15 protein-coding genes and 1 tRNA gene are annotated in these 20172 nt (G+C 64.6%); 12 read left to right on the plus strand and 4 right to left on the minus strand.

The window, feature by feature from the left end; all coding sequences use genetic code 11:
* Position 1: 1 nt before the first annotated feature.
* Positions 2-844, minus strand: a complete 843-nt coding sequence (locus E3T46_RS04750) for an inositol monophosphatase family protein (RefSeq protein WP_134577636.1) — start codon at positions 842-844, stop codon at positions 2-4.
* A 125-nt stretch (positions 845-969) separates the two neighbouring features.
* On the opposite strand from E3T46_RS04750, the gene E3T46_RS04755 reads away from it, so the two are divergent.
* The 4 genes from E3T46_RS04755 (at position 970) to E3T46_RS04770 (ending at position 5945) form a co-directional block, all read left to right on the plus strand.
* Positions 970-1045 (plus strand) — tRNA-Lys (locus tag E3T46_RS04755).
* A gap of 888 nt (positions 1046-1933) precedes the next feature.
* Positions 1934-3748: an HNH endonuclease signature motif containing protein gene (locus E3T46_RS04760; RefSeq protein WP_134577637.1), complete on the plus strand. Its 1815-nt coding sequence runs from the start codon at positions 1934-1936 to the stop codon at positions 3746-3748.
* Between the two features lie 179 nt (positions 3749-3927).
* A complete protein-coding gene (locus E3T46_RS04765; RefSeq protein WP_241980457.1) occupies positions 3928-5136 on the plus strand; it encodes an enoyl-CoA hydratase/isomerase family protein in 1209 nt (402 codons plus the stop codon).
* On the plus strand, positions 5133-5945 hold the full coding sequence (locus tag E3T46_RS04770) for an enoyl-CoA hydratase (RefSeq protein WP_134577639.1): 813 nt from the start codon (positions 5133-5135) through the stop codon (positions 5943-5945). Before E3T46_RS04765 ends, E3T46_RS04770 begins: the two co-directional genes overlap by 4 nt.
* Here E3T46_RS04770 and E3T46_RS04775 read toward each other — a convergent pair.
* Both E3T46_RS04775 and E3T46_RS04780 read right to left on the minus strand, forming a co-directional pair.
* Positions 5942-6652 (minus strand): response regulator, encoded by a 711-nt coding sequence (locus tag E3T46_RS04775; protein WP_134577640.1) that lies wholly within the window; start codon positions 6650-6652, stop codon positions 5942-5944. The two genes, E3T46_RS04770 and E3T46_RS04775, sit on opposite strands and share 4 nt — an antisense overlap.
* Entirely contained in the window at positions 6645-8342 is a 1698-nt protein-coding gene (locus E3T46_RS04780; protein ID WP_134577641.1) for a sensor histidine kinase, read from the minus strand. The genes E3T46_RS04775 and E3T46_RS04780 overlap by 8 nt, the downstream gene beginning before the upstream one ends.
* Positions 8343-8478: 136 nt before the next feature.
* On the opposite strand from E3T46_RS04780, the gene E3T46_RS04785 reads away from it, so the two are divergent.
* The 4 genes from E3T46_RS04785 (at position 8479) to E3T46_RS04800 (ending at position 13462) form a co-directional block, all read left to right on the plus strand.
* On the plus strand, positions 8479-9876 hold the full coding sequence (locus E3T46_RS04785; RefSeq protein WP_134577642.1) for a cation:dicarboxylase symporter family transporter: 1398 nt from the start codon (positions 8479-8481) through the stop codon (positions 9874-9876).
* 339 nt (positions 9877-10215) lie between these two features.
* Positions 10216-11511: a glycine betaine/L-proline ABC transporter ATP-binding protein gene (locus E3T46_RS04790; protein ID WP_134472436.1), complete on the plus strand. Its 1296-nt coding sequence runs from the start codon at positions 10216-10218 to the stop codon at positions 11509-11511.
* On the plus strand, positions 11508-12431 hold the full coding sequence (locus E3T46_RS04795; protein WP_134442633.1) for an ABC transporter permease subunit: 924 nt from the start codon (positions 11508-11510) through the stop codon (positions 12429-12431). Before E3T46_RS04790 ends, E3T46_RS04795 begins: the two co-directional genes overlap by 4 nt.
* Before the next feature lie 134 nt (positions 12432-12565).
* Complete coding sequence (locus E3T46_RS04800; protein ID WP_134577643.1) at positions 12566-13462, plus strand: glycine betaine ABC transporter substrate-binding protein; 897 nt, start codon at positions 12566-12568, stop codon at positions 13460-13462.
* Positions 13463-13670: 208 nt separating this feature from the next.
* Here the strand turns inward: E3T46_RS04800 and E3T46_RS04805 are convergent, their stop codons facing one another.
* The gene (locus E3T46_RS04805) at positions 13671-14693 is read right to left on the minus strand and encodes a LacI family DNA-binding transcriptional regulator (RefSeq protein WP_134577644.1); all 1023 of its coding nucleotides are present in this window, start codon (positions 14691-14693) and stop codon (positions 13671-13673) included.
* A 179-nt stretch (positions 14694-14872) separates the two neighbouring features.
* On the opposite strand from E3T46_RS04805, the gene E3T46_RS04810 reads away from it, so the two are divergent.
* The 4 genes from E3T46_RS04810 (at position 14873) to E3T46_RS04825 (ending at position 20164) form a co-directional block, all read left to right on the plus strand.
* Positions 14873-16909: a beta-galactosidase gene (locus tag E3T46_RS04810; RefSeq protein WP_134577645.1), complete on the plus strand. Its 2037-nt coding sequence runs from the start codon at positions 14873-14875 to the stop codon at positions 16907-16909.
* Positions 16906-17859, plus strand: a complete 954-nt coding sequence (locus E3T46_RS04815) for a sugar ABC transporter permease (RefSeq protein WP_134577646.1) — start codon at positions 16906-16908, stop codon at positions 17857-17859. Before E3T46_RS04810 ends, E3T46_RS04815 begins: the two co-directional genes overlap by 4 nt.
* Positions 17860-17957: 98 nt before the next feature.
* Positions 17958-18764 (plus strand): carbohydrate ABC transporter permease, encoded by an 807-nt coding sequence (locus tag E3T46_RS04820; RefSeq protein WP_092449442.1) that lies wholly within the window; start codon positions 17958-17960, stop codon positions 18762-18764.
* 68 nt (positions 18765-18832) lie between these two features.
* Positions 18833-20164, plus strand: coding sequence for an extracellular solute-binding protein (locus E3T46_RS04825; protein WP_134577647.1), 1332 nt, complete (start codon positions 18833-18835; stop codon positions 20162-20164).
* Positions 20165-20172: the final 8 nt, after the last annotated feature.

The following is a 20172-nucleotide window of genomic DNA, read 5'->3' on the forward strand; positions in this document are numbered from 1 at the left end:
CTCAGGCCGGGTTCAGCACGGCGAGGGTTGCCGCGTGCAGCAGGCCGTTCGTGGCCAGGGCGCTGCCGTGCCACGGTCCTGGCTGGCCGTCGATCGAGGTGAAGGTGCCGCCGGCTTCCTGCACGATCGGGGCCAGGGCAGCCATGTCGTAGGGCTGCAGGTCGAATTCGCCGGCCACGTCGAGGTGCCCCTCGGCGAGCAGCATGTACGACCACATGTCGCCGTAGGCGCGGGTGCGCCAGACCTGGCGCGAAAGCGTGACGAGCTCGTCGAGGTGCCCGGCTTGATCCCACTGCTGCAGGCTGCCGTAGCTGATGGATGCTTCGGCGAGGGTCGCGATGCCGGAGACGCGTAGGCGGGTGGGGGCGGCATCCGCTTTGCTGCTGCTGCTGCTGCTGCTGCTGCTGTCGGCGGTCGTATTAGTTGACCAGGCGCCGCTGCCGGTTGCGGCCCACCAGCGTTTACCGAGCGCCGGGGCGCTGACCACGCCGAGCACGGGGACGCCGTCGATGGCGAGCGCTATGAGGGTGGCCCAGATCGGGATGCCGCGGAGGAACCCGGCAGTGCCGTCGATGGGGTCGATGATCCACTGGCGCGTGGTTGATCCGGCCGTGCCGAATTCCTCGCCGAGAATGCCGTCATCGGGGCGCTGTTCGGCCAGCCGGTCGCGGATGGCGCGCTCGACCGCCCGGTCGGCATCCGTCACCGGGGTGCGGTCGGGTTTGGTCGTCACGACGAGATCGAGCGCTGTGAAGCGGGCACGGGAGATCGCGTCGGCAGCATCGGCTAGGGCAAGAGCCAGCTGCAGGTCGTCGGAAAGGGCGTAGTTTTGCGGTTCGGTCACGGTCTCAAGGATAGTAATTTCACGAACGGATGCCGGTCACCGCCGCTTTTCGGCCTCGATTGGCATCATGCCCTCTTGGGGTGTTAGGGTTACACGTTGCCGCGGATAGTTCCGCTGCTTGACATGCACCTCTAGCTCAATTGGCAGAGCAACTGACTCTTAATCAGTGGGTTCCCGGTTCAAGTCCGGGGGGGTGCACCATCAAACCCCGTCGTTACTGCTGATGCAGTTCGGCGGGGTTTTTTCGTGCGCGGTCTTTCGAGTCCCCGACCAGTGTCGACATCGCCGGGGCCCTGCGCGTGGCCACGCGTACGCAGACCGACCCCAACGTGGCATCCGCGAGGTGCTGGCCATTCTGCGCCCGAATGATGGTCGGGCCCACGATCGCCCCTCACTCGCCAGCCGCTTGCCTACGGCAGTGTGTTCGGCAGCGGGGCCAGAGGTTCCGTCGGAATCGCTAGCTGCTGCAAGTCGATAATAGCTACTGCTGATCGTCGCCCGGTCTGGACGTCTTCGGGCGGCCGCTGTGTTGGATTGTTAGCGCTTTGGAAATTGTCGCGAACATTGCGTGGAGTGGGAATGGTGTATGCACAGACGTACCGCACCCCGGTGATATCGATGTCCGATTGCCATTTGATGTCCGCGACGCCCGTCGCTGAAGGCCCTTTCTCCAGCCATGCGACTACCCATCCTGAGGGGTCTGTCGTTGTCATCAGTTCTGGTTCGATTCAGAGGTTCGAAGAGCTGTGGCCCTCGCGGATTCGTGCTTAGGGCGTCAACTTCTCCGGGCATCGTTCTCGCCACGGTGTGCTCCTTCCTCGAGCAACTGCGTTCTTGCTGAGCATTAAATTATTGCCGCATCCCCCCACGTGTGTTGGGGCTGTTGACGCCGATCGAAAACCGGGCGAGTATCGGGCTCATTGGCCCTGTTTTGGCCCGGTTTTGGCGCGGCGTTGACAACCGGGCCCTTTCCCCGTGGGGCGAGCTGGCCGAAAACGGGACTGATAATGCGAATGCAGTTTCGTTCAGAGTTCCCAATGTGTCTGAAAATTCCTCGACTTTGAGGGATGAGCTTGGTACACTTGTTCTATGAGCCAGAGCGGCGACACCCCCCAGCCGGGCCTCGTCGATCCGTTCTTTGCGGCCCACGGTTACCGGCCTTCCACACCCAAGGAGCGCGCCGAGTTTGATGCGTTCTGGGCGCAGTGCCAGGCAGACTGGCGCGTTGAGATCGCCGAGGGCCTCGGGCAGTTCGCTCCGTACGACGCCCTCGAAGACGTCGATACGGAGCCTTTCAGTACCGACCCCTTCGTAGCGGATCCTGTCGGCCCGGCGTTCTATCGCCGTGAGATGCCTGACGGCCCGCCCATTCCGGCCGGCCTGGACCTGATCGAGGTGTTCGCCGCGGTGCCGCCCGAGCACCTGTTCGATGACGACCTTCGCGAGGAGTTCCTTTACGCCGAGTACCTCCGCACCGAGCACGACATTGACGACGAACCGGGTCCGCTGCTACCGGCCGACAGCAGTCGGGCCGACGACCTGAGTCCGTTTCAGCGGCACCAGGCGCAGTTCGTCGACCGGGTGCTCTACCTCGAGAAGGTCATCGCTTGGGCGCAGGCGAGTAAGGCTGAGGTCTTGACGGAGGCGTGGGATTACACCACCAACAGTGCCGAGACCGGGCGCCCCCAGGCCGGTCCGCAGCATGAGCATGACTGGGATGCGACCTTCGCCGCTCAGCAGGGCCTGGTCGCCGAAATGGCCTGTGCGCTGCGCATCCCGGCCGGCACTGCCTCTGGCCTGTTGCGGGAGAGCCGGGTGTTGGTCGAGTCCCGGCCCGAGACCCTCGATGCGCTCCGCACCGGGGAGATCTCCCTCCGCCACGCTCGACAGGTGCTCGACCAGCTCGACTCCGTCCCGCAGCCCGCCCGCGCCGAGTTGGAGGCGGTATTGCTGCCGCACGCTCGTAAACTCACTCCGGCGCAGTTCGACGGTAAGGCTCGCAAACTCCGGGAGCGGTTCCACCCTGACAGCATCACCGTTCGCCGCACCCGGTGTCTGGCCGATCGCCGGGTGCAGTTCTTCCCCGACCAGGACGGCATGGCCACCCTCTGGCTGCGGGCGGCCGGAGACGACCTGCAAGGCGTCTATACCCGGGTCACCGATGCTGCGATCAGTCTGCAGGGCCCGGATGAGCCCCGCACCCTCAGCCAACTCCGCGCCGACGTCGCCATTGACCTGCTCCAGCAGGGCGTCACCGGCAGCGGCCTCGGCGCCGGCCTCACCGCCAACGTCAACATCACCGTCCCGGTCCTGACCCTGATGGGTGTGAGTGAGGAACCCGGCGAGCTCGAAGGGTACGGCCCGATCGACCCGGAGACGGCCCGCCGGCTGGCCGGGACCGCGACGAGCTTCCTCCGCGTCCTCACCCACCCGCACACCGGCATCGTCCTCGACGTCAGCTCCACCCCGTTCCGCGTGCCCGCGGCGCTGAAAAAGTACCTGCGCCTACGCGATGGAACCTGCCGGTTCCCCGGCTGCAACCGCTCCGCCGGCCACGCCGACCTCGACCACACCATCGATAAACAATTCGGCGGCCCCACCACCGCCACCAACCTCCATTTCCTCTCTCCCGCCCACCACAACCTCAAACACTTCTCCGATTGGAAAGCCGTCGCCGACCCCGACGGCACCGTCCACTGGACCAGCCCCGCCGGCAAACACTACGCCACCGACCCCGCCACCCGCATCAACCCACCGCAACAACAAACCGCGCCAGCATCACCCATGCCGGCCGAGCCGGCACCACCCGTGCCCGACCCGTGGACCACCGACTGGACCTCCGCCGGGAACTCCACTTGGAACACCGACAACCTCGACCTCGACACCGATCCTCAACCGTTCTAGGGCAAGCGATCCTCACCGGGTTCGTCGGTTCGGGGGTGCCCTCCGGCACCTTCGCACGTTGCTGGCCAGAACATTCACCTCGATAGACTGTGCCAACGTTCACCCCAACTCAACCGCAGCGACGCGGAAAGGTCTCTATGCCCCGCACGGATTCAATTGCTACACCCTCCGATCAGGGCGTGACGGTGTCGACGACCGGCACCGACGCATCCGCTTCGGCACACGCTGACGGCGAGGTGCTGCTGCAGCGGGACGGATCGCTGGCCCGCATCATCCTGAACCGGCCCAAGGCCCTGAATGCCCTCACGCACGACATGATCCGCAGTATCGCCGCAGCGCTCACCGACTGGGCTGACGACGAGACCGTGCAGACCGTGCTGCTCACCGGCAGCGGCGACCGCGCCCTGTGCGCCGGCGGCGACATCGTCTCGATCTACCGCGATGCCCGCACCGATCCAGACGAGAATGCCCGGTTCTGGGCCGATGAATACACCCTGAACGCCCAGATCAAGCGGTACCCCAAACCCTTCGTCGCCCTGATGGACCGCATCGTGCTCGGCGGGGGAGTCGGCCTCTCCGGCCACGCCTCACACCGCGTCGTGACTGAACGCACCCGACTCGGCATGCCGGAGACCACCATCGGTTTCGTGCCCGACGTCGGCGGAACCTACCTCTACTCGCGCACCCCCGGCGAGCTCGGCACCCATCTCGCCCTTACCGCCGCGACCATGACCGGTTCCGACGCGATCGCGCTCGGCCTGGCCGACAGTTTCGTCGACTCGACCCGGCTCGATTCCCTGGTCGATGCCCTCAATCGGAGGCCCGTTGCCGCGGCCATCGCCGAGTACGCCGAGTCGACGGTGCCCGCGGCCCCGCTGCTGGCCGAGCGCACCTGGATCGACGAGTGCTACGCCGGCAACAGCCTGCCCGGGATCATCGATCGGCTGCAGAACTCTCCCGTTGCTGCGGCCCGCGACGCCGCCACGGCCATTCTGGCCAAGTCGCCCACCGCGCTCACGGTCACCCTCGAAGCCCTCCGCCGCGCCCGTGAACTCGACAGCCTCGAAGCGGTGCTCGAGCAGGAATACCGAGTCTCCCTGCGCATGGTGGCCGGCCACGATGTGGTCGAGGGCATTCGCGCCCAGGTCATCGACAAGGACCGCAACCCGAACTGGCAGCCGAGCAGCCTGGACGCCGTGTCCGGCACCGATGTGCAGGCGCACTTCGCGCCGTTGGGGGAGCGCGAGCTGCGCCTGCCACGCGTACACGTTCCCGCCGAGCCCGAAACGAGCGTGCAGCCAAGCACGAGCGTCGAGCCCGGCATGACCGGCGAAATCCACACGACCGGCGAACTCCGCCAGAACACCGAACGGAAGGCCACCGCATGAGCGACACAACCCAGACCGAAACTCTGACCGACGCCGACACCTACGAAAACATCCTGCTCGAGCGCCACGGCCGGGTCGGCGTGATCACGCTCAACCGCCCGAAGGCGCTGAACGCCCTCAACTTCCACACCATGCAGGACGTCGTCGGTGCCGCCACCCGGCTCGACACCGACCCCTCGATCGGCGCGATCATCATCACCGGTTCGGAGCGGGCCTTCGCGGCCGGCGCCGACATCAAGGAGATGGCATCGATGAGCTACATGGATATGTACCTCCAGGACTGGTTCGCCGGTTGGGACAAGCTCGCCGGCGTGCGCACCCCGGTCATCGCCGCTGTTTCCGGCCACGCCCTCGGTGGCGGCTGCGAACTCGCCCTGATCTGCGATTTCATTATCGCCTCCGGCACCGCGACGTTCGGCCAGCCCGAGATCAAGCTCGGCGTCATACCCGGCATGGGCGGATCCCAGCGCCTGACGCGCGCCGTCGGCAAGGCCAAGGCGATGGAGATGATCCTCACCGGCCGTACCATCGACGCCGTCGAAGCCGAACGGGCCGGTCTCGTCGCCCGCATCGTGCCCGCCGCCGACCTGCTGGCCGATGCCCTAGCGACCGCCACGGAGATCGCGGCCAAATCGGCACCGATCGCGATGCTCGCCAAGGAGGTCGTCAACGCGGCGTACGAATCGATGCTGAGCGGCGGCATCCACTTGGAACGTCGCCTGTTTCATTCGGTGTTCGCGACTGAGGATCAGAGCGAGGGCATGGCCGCCTTCATTGAAAAGCGGTCACCGAATTTCACGAACCGCTAGCGACCACGCTTCCAGCTGTACTCATTCTCGGGCCGCCCGGGCGTGCCGTAGCGCGGCGCGCGCAGCACGAGACCGGTGTTGGCGAGATATTCCAGGTAGCGGCGCGCGGTCACCCGGGAGAGCCCCAGCGGCTCCATCAGCTCACTCGCCGAGACCGGCGCGGTCTGGGCCTGCAGAAAGGTGACCAGCGGATTCAGCGTCGAATCGGCCAGGCCCTTCGGCAGCGGAATATCGGTCGGCGCGCGCAGGCTCGCGAACGCGTTATCAACCGCCGACTGCGTCACAACGGATGCGTGCGCGTTCAGTTCCGCACGAAAGTCCCGGTAACTGGACAATTTCGCAGCGAAGGTCGAGTAAGTGAACGGCTTGATCAGGTACTGCACGACGCCGGCGGCGATCGCCCCGCGCACATTGTCGAGGTCGCGCACCGCGGTGATGGCGATGATATCCGTGGACAGACCGGCCGAACGGATGCGCCGGCTCACGTCGAGCCCGTGGCTGTCCGGCAGGTTCATGTCCATCAGCACGAGGTCGATCGGGGTGCCGGCCGAGGCGGCGGCCGCTACCCGGCGAAAGGCCTCCTGCCCGGTGCCGACCGTGGCGACGAGCTCGAACCCGGCCAGGCGACCGATGTAGACGGCGTGCGCCTCGGCGGCGAGTGGTTCGTCCTCGACGACGAGCACGCGAATCGGTGCTGAGTCAGTCATGATTGACCGCCGCAGCGAGCGTTTCGGGCGGTGTCGGTGTGGCCGTGGTGTCTGCTGCTGCGGGCAGAGGCGCTGCGGGCAGAGCAATCGCCGGAATCGTCACCGTGAACACGGCACCCTCGCGACGCCCGATGGTGAGTGTGCCACCGAGGCGCGTGACCGCCTGGCGCACCAAAGCCAAACCGAGGCCGCGGCCGCCGACCGTGCCAGTGCCCTTGGTGCTGAATCCCAGCCGCAGCACCTCATCGATGACATCGAGCGCCACACCGGGACCGCTGTCGGCCACCTCGATCACGACGGCCTGCTCGGTCGACGACACCGTGACCGATACGCGGCGTGGGTCGTCGCCGCCCGCCGCCGCATCGAGCGCGTTGTCGACCAGATTGCCGAGCACCGTCACGAGGTCCTGGATGGACAGCCCGGACTGCGCGAGCGTGCCGGACGCCGTGACGGTCAGGGTGATACCCAGTTCGTTAGCCTGCGCCGATTTGCCCATGATCAGGGCGCTGATCACCGGTTCGTCGACCGAGCCGACCATCTCGTCGGCGAGTCGCTGGCTCAATTCGAGGTCTTTTGTGGCGAATTCGAGTGCCTGCTCGGTGCGGCCGAGTTCCATCAGCGACACGATCGTGTGCAGCCGGTTGGAATGCTCGTGGGTCTGCGCTCGCAGTGCATCGGACAGGGTCCGCATTGACTGCAGCTCACTGCCCAGGTTCTGCAGATCGGTGTGGTCGCGAATCGTCGCCACGAACCCCATCGGTTCCGCACGGGCACCCGCGTTCCCCGAGGCGGTCGCCGGCTCCTGGTTCACTACGAGTACTCGCGTGCCGGTCACATGAATCTCGTCGTGCGCGTTGCGGCCGCTCCGCAGCAGATCTCCGAGACTCGGCGGCAGGCTCAGGGCGGTCAAAGCCTGCGGTCGCTCGAAACTTCCCGCCGCCGGGCGCGGCGGAATCCCCAGCAGGGTGGCCGCCTGATCGTTGTAGAGCACGAGGTCACCGTGCAGATCGACCAGCACCAGACCCTCCCGCACGGAGTGCAGCACCGAGTCGTAGTAGACGAACAGTTGCGCGAGGTGCTCCGGTCCCCAGCCCAGGGTGACCCGGCGTAAGTAGCGCCCCAGCAGCCAGGTCACCACTGACCCCGACGTGAGGAGCCCGAGAGCCAGACCGAGCACCGAGGGTAACCGGGCGTTCAGGGCGATCGTGATATTGCTCGTCGTGGTGCCCACCGCGACGAGCGCGCGCACGGTGCCGTCGGCATCCGTTACCGGCACCACGGCACGAACGGATGGCCCGAGGGTTCCGGTGCTGATTTCGGTGAAGGCGGTTCCGGAGAGTGCCGGAGCGATGGCGCCGATGTAGTCTCTGCCGATCTCGGTGTCTGTTGGGTGGGTCCACCGGGTACGGTCCGGGGCCATGATCGTGATGAAATCGAGCCCCGCATCGGCGCTCAACTCGAGCGCGTAAGGCTGCAGCGACGCGCTCGGGTCGGCCGACTCACTCGCCGCGAGCACGAGCGGACTGTCGGCGATGGCGGTGGCGACCGCGAGCATCCGGTTGCCGGTCTCGACGTAGCCGCGATCGCGCGCGTCGACGAAAAAGGCCGTTCCGACGAAGAGCGTGAGCATGACGATGAACAATGCGTGCGCGAAAAAGAGACGCCGAGCGATGCTCCATTCCTTACGCACTACCTGCCTCTTTCGTGAGCTCGTGAACAATATGACCGCAACCGTGCGCGAGCGGGGTGCGTCTAGCAGTGTGGAACAAATTGCACCGACCGGAGCCCCTGGTGGATCAGGTTAAGCCTAGACATAGGAGTCTGACATGGCATCGACGCCATCAACCCGTACCAAACTCAACAAACCCGGCAAGCCCAAGAAGAGAATCGACTCGTCGCACTACCTCTACATGGCCGTCATCGTCGCGGTCGTGCTCGGCATCGTCGTCGGCTTGGTCTGGGGCGGACCCGAGGGTTTCGCGGTCTCGCTCAAGCCGCTTGGTGACCTGTTCATCGCCCTGATCAAGATGATGATCGCCCCGATCATCTTCTGCACGATCATCCTCGGCATCGGCTCCATCGCCAAGGCAGCCACCGTCGGCAAGATCGGTGGCCTCGCCCTCGGCTACTTCCTGGTCATGTCGACCTTCGCGCTCGGCATCGGACTGGTCGTGGGCAACATGATTCACCCGGGCGAGGGCATCAACTTGTCGGATGCCACCTTCGCCGCCACGGAATCGGCCGACACCAAATCGTTCCTGCTCGGGATCGTTCCCACCACCCTGTTCTCGTCGCTGACCAGCGGGAACATTCTGCAGACGCTGCTCGTGGCTCTCATCGCCGGCTTCGCGCTGCAGCGCATGGGCCCGGCCGGCAAGCCGATTCTCGATGGGCTGGCCCACGTGCAGGCCCTGGTCTTTCGCATTCTGATCATGGTCATGTGGCTCGCCCCGATCGGTGCATTCGGTGCGATCGCGGCGGTCGTCGGTGCCACCGGCATTCAGGCCGTAATCAGTTTGTTCACGCTCATGGCCGCCTTCTACATCACCTGCATCCTCTTCATCGTGGTCATCCTTGGCGGCCTCCTCAAGCTGGTCACGGGTGTGAACCTGTTCAAGCTCATGCGCTACCTCGGCCGGGAATACCTGCTCATCGTCTCGACGTCGTCGTCCGAAGCCGCGCTGCCGCGACTGATCGCCAAGATGGAACACCTCGGCGTCTCCAAGCCCGTCGTTGGAGTCACCGTGCCCACCGGCTACTCGTTCAACCTCGACGGTACCGCGATCTACCTCACCATGGCCTCGCTGTTCATCGCCAACGCGCTCGGTCAGCCGCTGGCCCTCGGCGAACAGATCGGGCTGCTCGTCTTCATGATTATCGCCAGCAAGGGCGCCGCCGGGGTCTCCGGCGCCGGCCTCGCAACACTGGCCGCGGGCCTGCAGGCCCACGCCCCGCAACTCGTCGGCGGCGTCGGCTTCATCGTCGGCATCGACCGTTTCATGTCTGAAGCTCGCGCGCTGACCAACTTCACCGGCAACGCCGTGGCAACCGTCATGATTGGCTCCTGGACCAAGGAACTCGACCTGGTGCAGGTTGACCGCGTGCTGGACAAGCTCGAACCGTTTGACGAACGCACCATGCTCACCCACGGTCACGTCAGCGTCGCCGACACCCAGCGCACCGAAGAGAAGGCCGCGCAATCCCGGGTATTGGAACGCATTTGAGTCGAAAAGGCGAGTATTAGACTCGCGCTAAGGGTGTCGTCCGGAGGAATCCTCCCGGGCGGCACCCCTTTTTTTCTGCCCTTTCGGGCCACCGAAACCGGGGTGTGTTAGGATTGTTGACGGTCTTACAACCCTTCACCAGGACGCGCAGACGTAGCCACCATTTGAGATGGAACGGCCGCCTTCGTATGGTGCGGCACCGACGGATGCGATCCCATGATTGCTCCAGCCCGCGTTGATTGTCGCGTTTGGGCCGCTTGGCGCCAACCCGTCCGACAAGAGAGCACGCCCCAGTGTCAGCCGTGAAATCGGCTACGTTCGGCGTGCACCGGAGAACGCGTGACCGAGAGTTCAGAAACCATAGCCGTCAAGGCAGATCACCTCTACAAAGCATTCGGACGTCGTCCGCATGAAATCGTCAAGAAGCTCAAGGCCGGCAAGAGCCGCGCCGAAATCTCTTCCCTCGGAGTGGCCGCCGTCATCGACGCTTCCTTCGAGGTCAAGAGGGGCGAGATCTTCGTCGTCATGGGCCTGTCCGGCTCGGGCAAATCGACTCTCATCCGCATGCTCAACGGCCTGTGGGAGACGACCTCCGGCACCGTAACCGTTGGCGGCACGGACATCACCGACGTGTCGGCCAAGGAATTGCGCGACGTGCGCCGCAAGAGCATTTCCATGGTCTTCCAGCACTTCGCCCTGCTGCCACACCGCACCGTGATCGACAACGTGGCCTACGGCCTGGAGATTCAGGGCATGGGGCGAGCAGAACGCCTCGCCAAGGCCCAGACGATCATCGACCTCGTCGGTCTCGCTGGCTGGGCCGACAACCTGCCGTCCGAGTTGTCGGGCGGAATGCAGCAGCGAGTGGGCCTCGGACGAGCCCTCGCCGCCGACACCGACGTGCTGCTCATGGACGAAGCCTTCTCGGCCCTCGACCCGCTCATTCGCCGTGAAATGCAGGAGCAGCTTATCGAGCTGCAGGCCGCGCTCGGCAAGACCATCATTTTCATCACCCACGACCTCAACGAGGCCATGTTCCTGGGCGACCGAATCGCCGTCATGCGTGACGGCCGCATCGTGCAGATCGGCACGCCGGAAGAGATCCTGACCGACCCGGCCAACGACTACGTCGCCCAGTTCGTGCAGGACGTCGACCGGGCGCGCGTGCTCACCGCGACGACCGTCATGGAACCGGTTCGGGCTGTCGTCACCAAAACGGCTGGCCCGCGAGCCGCGCTCCGCACGATGCGAGACCTCCAGACATCCGTTGTTTTCGTGCTCAACCGCGACCGCAGTTTCGCCGGAATCGTGCGCGACCGCGACGTGCTCAAAATGGTCAAGGCCGGGGACGCCGACCTTCGAGCAATCATTCGAGACGATGCCACCACAGTTGCGCCCGATACTGCCCTTGTCGATCTCGTCGAGCCTTCCGTCGGCAGCGACCTGCCCATCGCAGTCGTCGACTCGAAGAATCGCTTGCTCGGAGTCATTCCGCGCGTCACCCTGCTCGCTGCAATTGGCAACGTCACCACGAGCACTGGTGAACTGCCGGTGATCCACCCGCCGGCGACTATTCCGGTCAACGTTATTACCGATATTTTGCGCGACACCGCGCTGGACGGAGCCGAAGCGTGAACGACTTCCGTATTCCCCTCGGCACCTTGATCGAATCCTTTATCGAATGGATCACGGTTACCTTCGGGTTTGTTTTTGCTTTCATTCGCCTGATTGTTGACGGTGCCTTCGGAGGCGTAGCCTTCGTGCTCGTCGCGCCGCCGTTTTACGTCATCATCGCGATCGCAGCGGCCATCGGCTTCGCCGTCCGCGGCTGGAAGTTCGCCGTGGGAACAGTGATCGGCCTCGGCCTCATTCTCGGTGTCAATCAGTGGGAAAACGCGATGTTGACCCTCGCCCTGGTTCTCGTGGCGAGCATCATCGCCATCGGGCTGAGTGTTCCGCTCGGTATTCTCGCGGCCAAATCTTCGGTCGCCTCGAGTGCCATCCGGCCGATGCTGGACTTTCTGCAGACTATGCCGGCCTTCGTCTACCTGGTTCCGGCCCTCATTCTGTTTCGGGTCGGCGAGGTTCCCGGCATCGTGGCGACCATCATCTTTGCCATGGCACCCGGTGTGCGGCTCACCGAACTCGGCATCCGCGGGGTCGACAAGGAGGTCGTCGAGGCCGGCCAGGCCTTCGGCGCGAGCCCGTGGCGTATCCTCAGGCAGATTCAGCTGCCGCTGGCAACGCCGACGATCATGGCCGGCATCAACCAGGTCATCATGCTGTCGCTCTCGATGGTCGTCATCGCCGGCATGGTCGGCGCCGGTGCTCTCGGCGGTGAGATTGTGGCGGCGCTGTCGCGTCTCGACGTCGCCCTCGGTTTCGAGGCCGGTCTCGCCGTGGTCATCTTGGCGATCTTCCTCGACCGTGTCACCGCCGCGCTCGGCAATGGAAGCACTCCGCTCGGACGTATGCTCGCTGCCCGTAAGGCCAATCGCGTGGCTGCGAACTCGGCAGCACAGCCGGCAAACGTGCCAGCATCGGCTCTCGTCTGACCTGGTCATTCCGAGTCCCTCCTCCCAACGGATGCCCCGCATCCGTTCCATGTGCGCAGGCTCCATGGGAGCTGGCGCACGCACCACGAGTCAATCCCCAGTCGCCCGCAGCGGGTGGCACGAAAGGAAGACGCATGAAAATTCGTTCAACACCCCTTATCGCCCTTGGAGCGGTTTCGCTCCTCGCCCTAGCGGGCTGTGCCGCCGAAACCGAGGTCGACACGGTCGGAAACGGCAACAACGACCAGAAGAACGTCACCCTCGCCGTGTTCAACGGCTGGGATGAAGGCGTCGCGGTCTCCGAGCTGTGGAAAGCCATTCTCGACGAGAAGGGTTACAACGTCGAACTCGAGTACGCCGACGTCGCCCCCGTCTACGAGGGCCTCTCCACTGGCGACTACGACCTCACCATGGACATCTGGCTGCCCGACACCCACGGCGAGTACCTCAAGACCTACGGCGACGAGATCACCGACCTGGGCGCCTGGAACAACGAGTCCAAGCTCACCATCGCGGTGAACGCGGACGCCCCGATCGACTCGCTCGCCGAACTGGCCGAGAACGCTGACCTGTTCGGTAACCAGATTGTGGGCATCGAAGCCGGCGCCGGCCTGACCGCTGCGACCCAAGACCGCGTCATTCCGTCTTACGGCCTCGAGGGCATGGAATTCACCACGTCGTCGACGGCGGCCATGCTGACCGAACTCAAGGCAGCCACGGATGCCGGCGAGAACGTCGTCGTGACCCTCTGGGAGCCGCACTGGGCTTACGGTTCGTTCCCGATCAAGAACCTCGAAGACCCCGAGGGTACCCTCGAGTCCGTCGAGAGCCTGCACTCCTTCGGCAGCGCCGACTTCTCGGAGAAGTTCCCCAAAGCCAGTAGCTGGATCGAAGGCTTCGAGATGGACCTCGAGACTCTGTACACCCTCGAAGAGGCCATGTTCGTCGACTACGACGGCTCGGACTACGCTCCGATCGTCGCCCAGTGGATCGAAGACAACCAGGAGTACGTGGACGGCCTCACCAGCTAGTCACGGATTCTGAACGAAGAACGGCCCGCGTCCTCGGACGTGGGCCGTTCTGTTTATTGTCGCGGAGTAGAACTTGTCGATAGATACATGATTTTTTCATCACGTCGCCGTGGTCAGCCATCAGCTGTTCATGGAGTTACGGCGCGAATCTCGGTACAGCGGAGGTGGTGTACGCCACGCCGGGTGTGGAATCCCCAACGTTTGTCGCTTAAGCGGAGTCGCGCCAGACGATAGGTGTCTGAAGAAGGATGCCGTCGGCGGGTTGCTCCTCGCCGCGCAGCTGGCCGAGCACGCACTCCGCTGCTCGCTCACCCAGACCGAAGGCCGGCTGGTGCACGGTCGACAGGTGTGGCTGGGTGCGCAGCGCCCAGGAACTGTCGTCAAATCCGACGATGCCGACGTCACCGGGCACGCTGCGCCCGGCATGGCGGAGCGCTTCGAGTGCTCCCGCTGCTACGGCGTCAGAAGCCGCGAACACGCCGTCAATCAGTGGGTCGCGTTCAAGCAGCGTGCACATGCCTTCAATCCCGTCGGTGAAGGTGTAGAGCGGTACTTGGGCGACGAGAGCAGGGTCGAAGCGGTCGCCCAGGGCATCCGTGAAGCCGGCGAGTCGGTCGGCGCCGGAATCGCGATCGAGTGCGGCTGCAATCATGCCGATGCGCTTGCGTCCGGTCTGCATGAGGCGTTCGGTAATCGCGCGCGCTGATGCCCGGTTGTCGATTCCTACGAATGGCAGCGGGCTCTGCTCTGGCGGATGTCCAACGAAAGCCGCCGGAAGACGCAGCTTCTCGATGACTCGGGTGATTGGGTCTTCGCGGCGGGCGGAGACGATGATTACCCCGTCGACGAAACCGCCGCTGAGGTAGCGGGCGACGCGGTCGGTGTCGCGCTGGGAGTCGATGACGAGACTGACCATCTGGTAGTCCGAGTGGGAAAGCACGGTGTTGGCCCCGAGCAGGATGCCGCCGATGTTCGGGTCATCCAGAAATAGCGAGTGTGGCTCGTGCACAATGAAGCCGACCGCTTCTGAGCGCTGCATGACCAGACTGCGCGCTGCGTTGTTCGGTACATAACCGACCTTCTCGATGGCGGCTTCGATGGCGATGCGGGCTGACGCCGAGACGTAGGGTTCGTCGTTTACGACCCGACTGACCGTGCCGCGGGACACGCCAGCCTCCACGGCGACGTCGTGAATCGTCGCGCGTTTGCGTCGAGACGGAATTATCACCATTTGATAACTGTAACGCTCACGAACAACCGCCGCACTTGACAGGGCCGCCAGCAGATACTTAGTCTGTGTACGTTCACAGAAAACCCAATGGAGAGTTTTTTTTCTTGATTCTGTGTACGTTCACAGAGCCGTCAACAGTGTGTCGCCTAAACGGCTTGCACGCCACAGTCAGGGAGCGCATGAACTCGCGAGCAGCCATTTTGAACGAGACGGCCACGGCCACTCCGTTCGTGCACGAGGGCATCGCCTACGGCTGTGACTACAATCCCGAGCAGTGGGGGCCCGAGACGTGGACCGATGACGTGCGCCTGATGCGCGAGGCCGGCGTTGACCTCGTCGCCATTAATATCTTTGGCTGGTCCCACCTCGAACCGCGGGCGGGCGAATACGACTTTGCCACCCTCGACACGATTATCGAGCTCTTGCACGCCAATGGCATCCGGGTCAATCTCGGCACCGGCACCTCCTCGCCGCCGCCGTGGCTGACCACGCTCCACCCTGAGATGCTCCCGGTCACCGCCGAAGGCACCACCCGCTTCCCGGGCGGCCGCCAGGCCTGGTGTCCGAGTTCGGCCGTGTTCCGTGAGCACGCGCTCGCCCTGGTGGAGAAGGTCGCCGAGCGGTACGGCCGCCACCCGGCCGTCGCCCTCTGGCACGTGTCCAACGAACTGGGCTGCCACAACGCGCTGTGCTACTGCGATGACACCGCGGCTGCGTTTCGTCTCTGGCTGCAGGCGCGCTACGGCACGATTGACGCTCTCAACGCCGCCTGGGGTACTTCGTTCTGGAGCCAGCGCTACGGCGAGTGGGCCGAGATCCTGACCCCGCGGCTCACGCTGTCCAGCCGGAACCCCGGCCAGGTGCTCGACTTCCACCGATTCAGCTCGGCCGAACTGCTCGACTACTACCGCCTCGAGGCCGCGGTGCTGCGCCGCCACTCGAACGTGGCGGTGACCACCAATTTCATGGTCACCGCGCACATCCGTAACCTCGACTACTGGTCTTGGGCCGGCGATATGGACATTATCGCCAACGACCATTACCTCGACCATCGCCTCGCCGACCCAGCCATCGAACTCGCTTTCGCCGCTGACCTCACTCGTGGGCTCGCCCAGGGGGAGCCTTGGCTGCTCATGGAACAGGCCACCGGCGCCGTCAACTGGCAGCCGCACAACCTGGCCAAGGTGCCCGGCGAGATGACTCGCAATTCCCTCGCCCACGTCGCCCGCGGTGCCGATGGCATCTGCTTCTTCCAGTGGCGCGCCTCCCTACAAGGGTCAGAGAAGTTCCACTCCGCCCTGGTACCCCACGCTGGCACCGACACCGTGCTCTGGCGCGAGGTCGTGGCCCTGGGCGCGACCCTTGATCGCCTCGTCGAGGTCGCCGGCAGCCGGGTCGTCGCGGATGCTGCGATCATCTTCAGCTGGGAGGCCTGGTGGGCCGGCGACGGAGAGTCTCGCCCCTCCCATGCGGTGCGCTATCTCGACCAGGTGCACGCCGCCTACACGGCTCTGCACCAGCTCGGCGTCACGGTCGACATCGTCTCGCCCGACGCTGATTTCTCGGCCTACCGCCTCGTTGTCGCCCCGTGCCTCTACCTGATCTCTGACGAGCAGGCCCGGAACCTGGGTTCCTATGTTGCGGCCGGCGGCCACGCCCTGATCACTTTTTTCAGCGGCATCGTCGACGAAGACGACCGGGTGCGCTCCGGTGGCTACCCTGGCGCGTTCCGCGAGCTCCTCGGAATCACTGTGGAGGAATTCTCCCCGCTGCTGCCCGGACACGTTCTCACCCTCGACTCTGGCGCCGCCGCGAGCCTGTGGAGCGAACGCCTGCGGGTGGACACCGCCGAGGTGGTGGCGAACTACCTTGACGGGCCACTACCCGGAATCCCCGCCATCACTCGCAACGGTCACGGAAGCGGGACAGCCTGGTACGTTGCGACCGCGCTGGAGCCCGGAGCATTGAGGAACCTCATGCGCACGATTGCTGAGGAAGCACGCGTTACCGCGGTTGGCCCGGAGAGCGCGGGAACCATCGAGGTCGTTCGCCGAGTGAATGCCACCGGCAGCTACCTGTTCATCATCAACCACGGTCACGATGACGTTGAGCTTCCGGCCTCCGGCCATGAACTTGTCGTCGGAGAGCCCATCGGTCGAGTCGTGCGCGTGCCGGCCGGCGCCGTCCGCGTGATTAGAGAGGACCCCGCATCATGAGCGCACCTGCCGTTCCTATAACGGATGCCCCGGGCGCCGCCGCCGGGAAGGGGCCCCGCGCCGCCAAGCCGCCAAGAGCAAAGCCCCGCGTGCAGCACAAGGGAGCGATCCTCGCGTTCGTGATCCCGTTCGGTGCACTGTTCGCCCTGTTCTACCTCCTGCCGATCGGCTATGCGATCTACCAATCGCTGCTCGTGATCGAGCGCGAGGGTACTTTCGGTCAAGCGACTCAGGTCTTCGGCGGACTCACCCAGTACATCCTGGTCTTCCAGAACGGGCCTTTCTGGGAGTCGATCGGCCGGGTGCTCGCCTTCGGCATTGTACAGGTTCCGATCATGCTCGGCCTCGCACTGCTATTCGCCCTGCTGCTGGACTCGCCGCTCGTGCGCGGAAAGAAGTTCTTTCGGCTGGCGTTCTTTGTTCCCTACGCGGTGCCCGGCGTCATCGCCGCGATCATGTGGGGCTACCTCTACTCGCCCAACCTGTCACCGTTCAGTGCCGTCACCGAAAACATCAATTTCCTCTCGGCGGACCTCGTTCTCTGGGCCATCGCCAACGTCGTCACCTGGGTCTTCGTGGGATACAACATGCTCATTATCTACTCGGCGCTACTGGCGATCCCGGCCGAGCTCTACGAGGCCGCCCGCCTCGACGGGGCCGGGCAGCTGCGCATCGCCTGGTCGGTCAAGATCCCGCTGATCATGCCGGCGATCGTCCTGACCGCGATCTTCTCGATCATCGGCACCCTGCAGTTGCTCGCCGAACCGCAGGTGTTCCGCAGCTTCAGCTCGGCCGTGACCAGCACGTTCACTCCGAACCTGACGGTGTACTCCACCTCATCGATCCCGAACTTCAACCTGGCCGCCGCGTTCTCCGTGGTGCTGGCCCTGGCCACGTTCATCCTCTCCTTCACGTTCCTGAAGTTCACGCAGCGGAAGGAAAGCAAGTGAGCACCCTGACCCCTACCAAGCCGGCACGCGGAATCCGTTCCTTCGAGGGCAAGACGCCGCGCGCGCAGCGAGAGAGCCCGTTCGCCCGGGTCAGCGCCATGATCGTCATGGGCGTCTTCACGCTCTATTTCCTGGTGCCGATCTGGTGGCTGCTTGTCGCGGCCTCGAAGAACCGCTCCGAGTTCAATAGCACGAACCCGCTCTGGTTCGCTGACTTCTCCCTGTTCGAGAACATGGCAAACCTGGTGGCCTACCGCGACGGCGTCTACCTCAAGTGGATGCTCAACAGCGCGCTGTACGCCGGTGGCGGCGCCCTCGTGGGCACGCTCATCGCCGGAATGTGCGGGTACGCACTGGCCAAGTACAACTTCCCGGGACGCGAACTGATCTTCAACGTCGTGCTCGGCGGGGTGCTGGTGCCCGCCACGGCTCTGGCACTGCCGCTGTTCCTGATCTTCAGCCAGATCAGCCTGACCAACACGTTCTGGTCGGTGTTCCTGCCCAGCCTGGTCAGCCCGTTCGGGGTCTACCTCTCCCGCATCTACGCGTCGGCCAGCGTTCCCGACGAACTGATCGAGGCCGCCCGCCTCGACGGCGCCGGCGAACTGCGCACCTTCTTCACTGTCTCGGTGCGGATGATGGTGCCGGCTCTGGTCACCGTCTTCCTCTTCCAGTTCGTCGCCATCTGGAACAATTTCTTCCTGCCGCTGATCATGCTGCGCGACGAGACCCTGTTCCCGGTCACGCTCGGCCTCTACGCCTGGAACTCGCAGGTCAACCAGATCCCCGTGCTGCGCGATTACGTTCTGATCGGCGCTCTGCTGTCGATCATCCCGCTGATCATTATCTTCCTGCTGCTCCAGCGCTTCTGGCGAAACGGCCTCAGCGCCGGTTCGGTGAAGTAGCCAGCTTCACCCCCTCGCTTCCCCCCCCCCAGCTGCACCACCCCCACCCCCAAGAGAAAAGAAGAATAATGCAGATCAAGAAGAGAGCAGCCACCGTCGCTTTGCTCACCGCAGCCACGGTCGTGCTGGCCGGCTGCGCGTCCGGCTCGACCGCGCAGGACGGCGGCGACGCCGCAGCCTGCGTACCCTCGGACGGCAAGGTTGATCTGACCTTTACGACCTGGATCCCTGGGATCGAGGATGTCGTCAAGATCTGGAACGAGGAGAACCCCGACGTTCAGGTGAAGGTGCAGACCGGCCCGAACGGCAACGGCGGCACGTACCAGAACTTCTTCAACCAGCTCAAGGCCGGCAACGCGCCCGACCTCGGCCAGATCGAATACGATGCCCTCCCCAACTTTCGCGTGCAGGACGGACTGACCAACCTCGCTTCCTGCGAGGGTGTGCTCGATGCTCAGGACAACTTCGTGGATTGGACCTGGGGTCAGGTCAACTTCGGTGAAGCAGACGCCGTTTACGCGGTGCCGCAGGATGCCGGGCCCATGGCCATGTTCTACCGCGCAGATCTCTTCGCGGCCAACAACATTGCGATCCCCACCACCTGGGAAGAGTTCGCCGTTGCCGCGGAGGCCGTGCGCGCCACCGGCGGATACATCACCAACTTCTCGCAGAGCGATATCAACCAGTTCGCCGGATTCGTCTGGCAGGCCGGCGGAAGCTGGTTCGAGAACGATGGTGATAATTGGACCATCGACCTGACCAGCCCGGAGTCCGTCAAGGTTGCCGACTATTGGCAGGACCTGATCGACCGCGACCTCGTCTCGACCAACCCGCCGTGGACCGACGAGTGGAACAACGCCTACAACACCGGCTCCAACTGGACCTGGAACTCCGCAGCCTGGGGTGCGAACTCCATTGCCAGCGGCGCTCCGGACACCGCCGGTAACTGGTCTGTCGCCCTCTCCCCGCAGTGGGCTTCCGGCGACAACGCCGCCGGCAACTGGGGTGGCTCGTCGACCGCGGTGTTCAAGGGCTCGAAGCACCCGTACGAGGCCGCCCAGTTCGCGCTGTGGCTGAACACCTCTGACGAGGCGCTCACGATGCTGAACGAGTCGGCCAACCTGTACCCGGCCGCCAAGAGCGGCCTGGAACTGCCGGCCCTCAAGGAAGGCGTTGAGTTCTACGGTGGCCAGCCCATCTATGACGTGTTCGCTGAGGCGTCAGCTCAGGTATCGCCCGACTTCGTCTGGGGCCCAACCATGACGCAGGTGTACAACGACACCTCGGACGGCTTCAAGGGCGCTGTCACGGGTAATGGCACCCTGACGGAGGCTCTCACGAGCGCTCAGCAGAGCACGATCAACGCTCTCGAGGCTCAGTCGATCCCGGTCAACAAGTAGCATCAGTT

The sequence above is a fragment of the Cryobacterium sp. Hh11 genome (assembly GCF_004404045.1).
Taxonomy (GTDB): domain Bacteria; phylum Actinomycetota; class Actinomycetes; order Actinomycetales; family Microbacteriaceae; genus Cryobacterium; species Cryobacterium levicorallinum.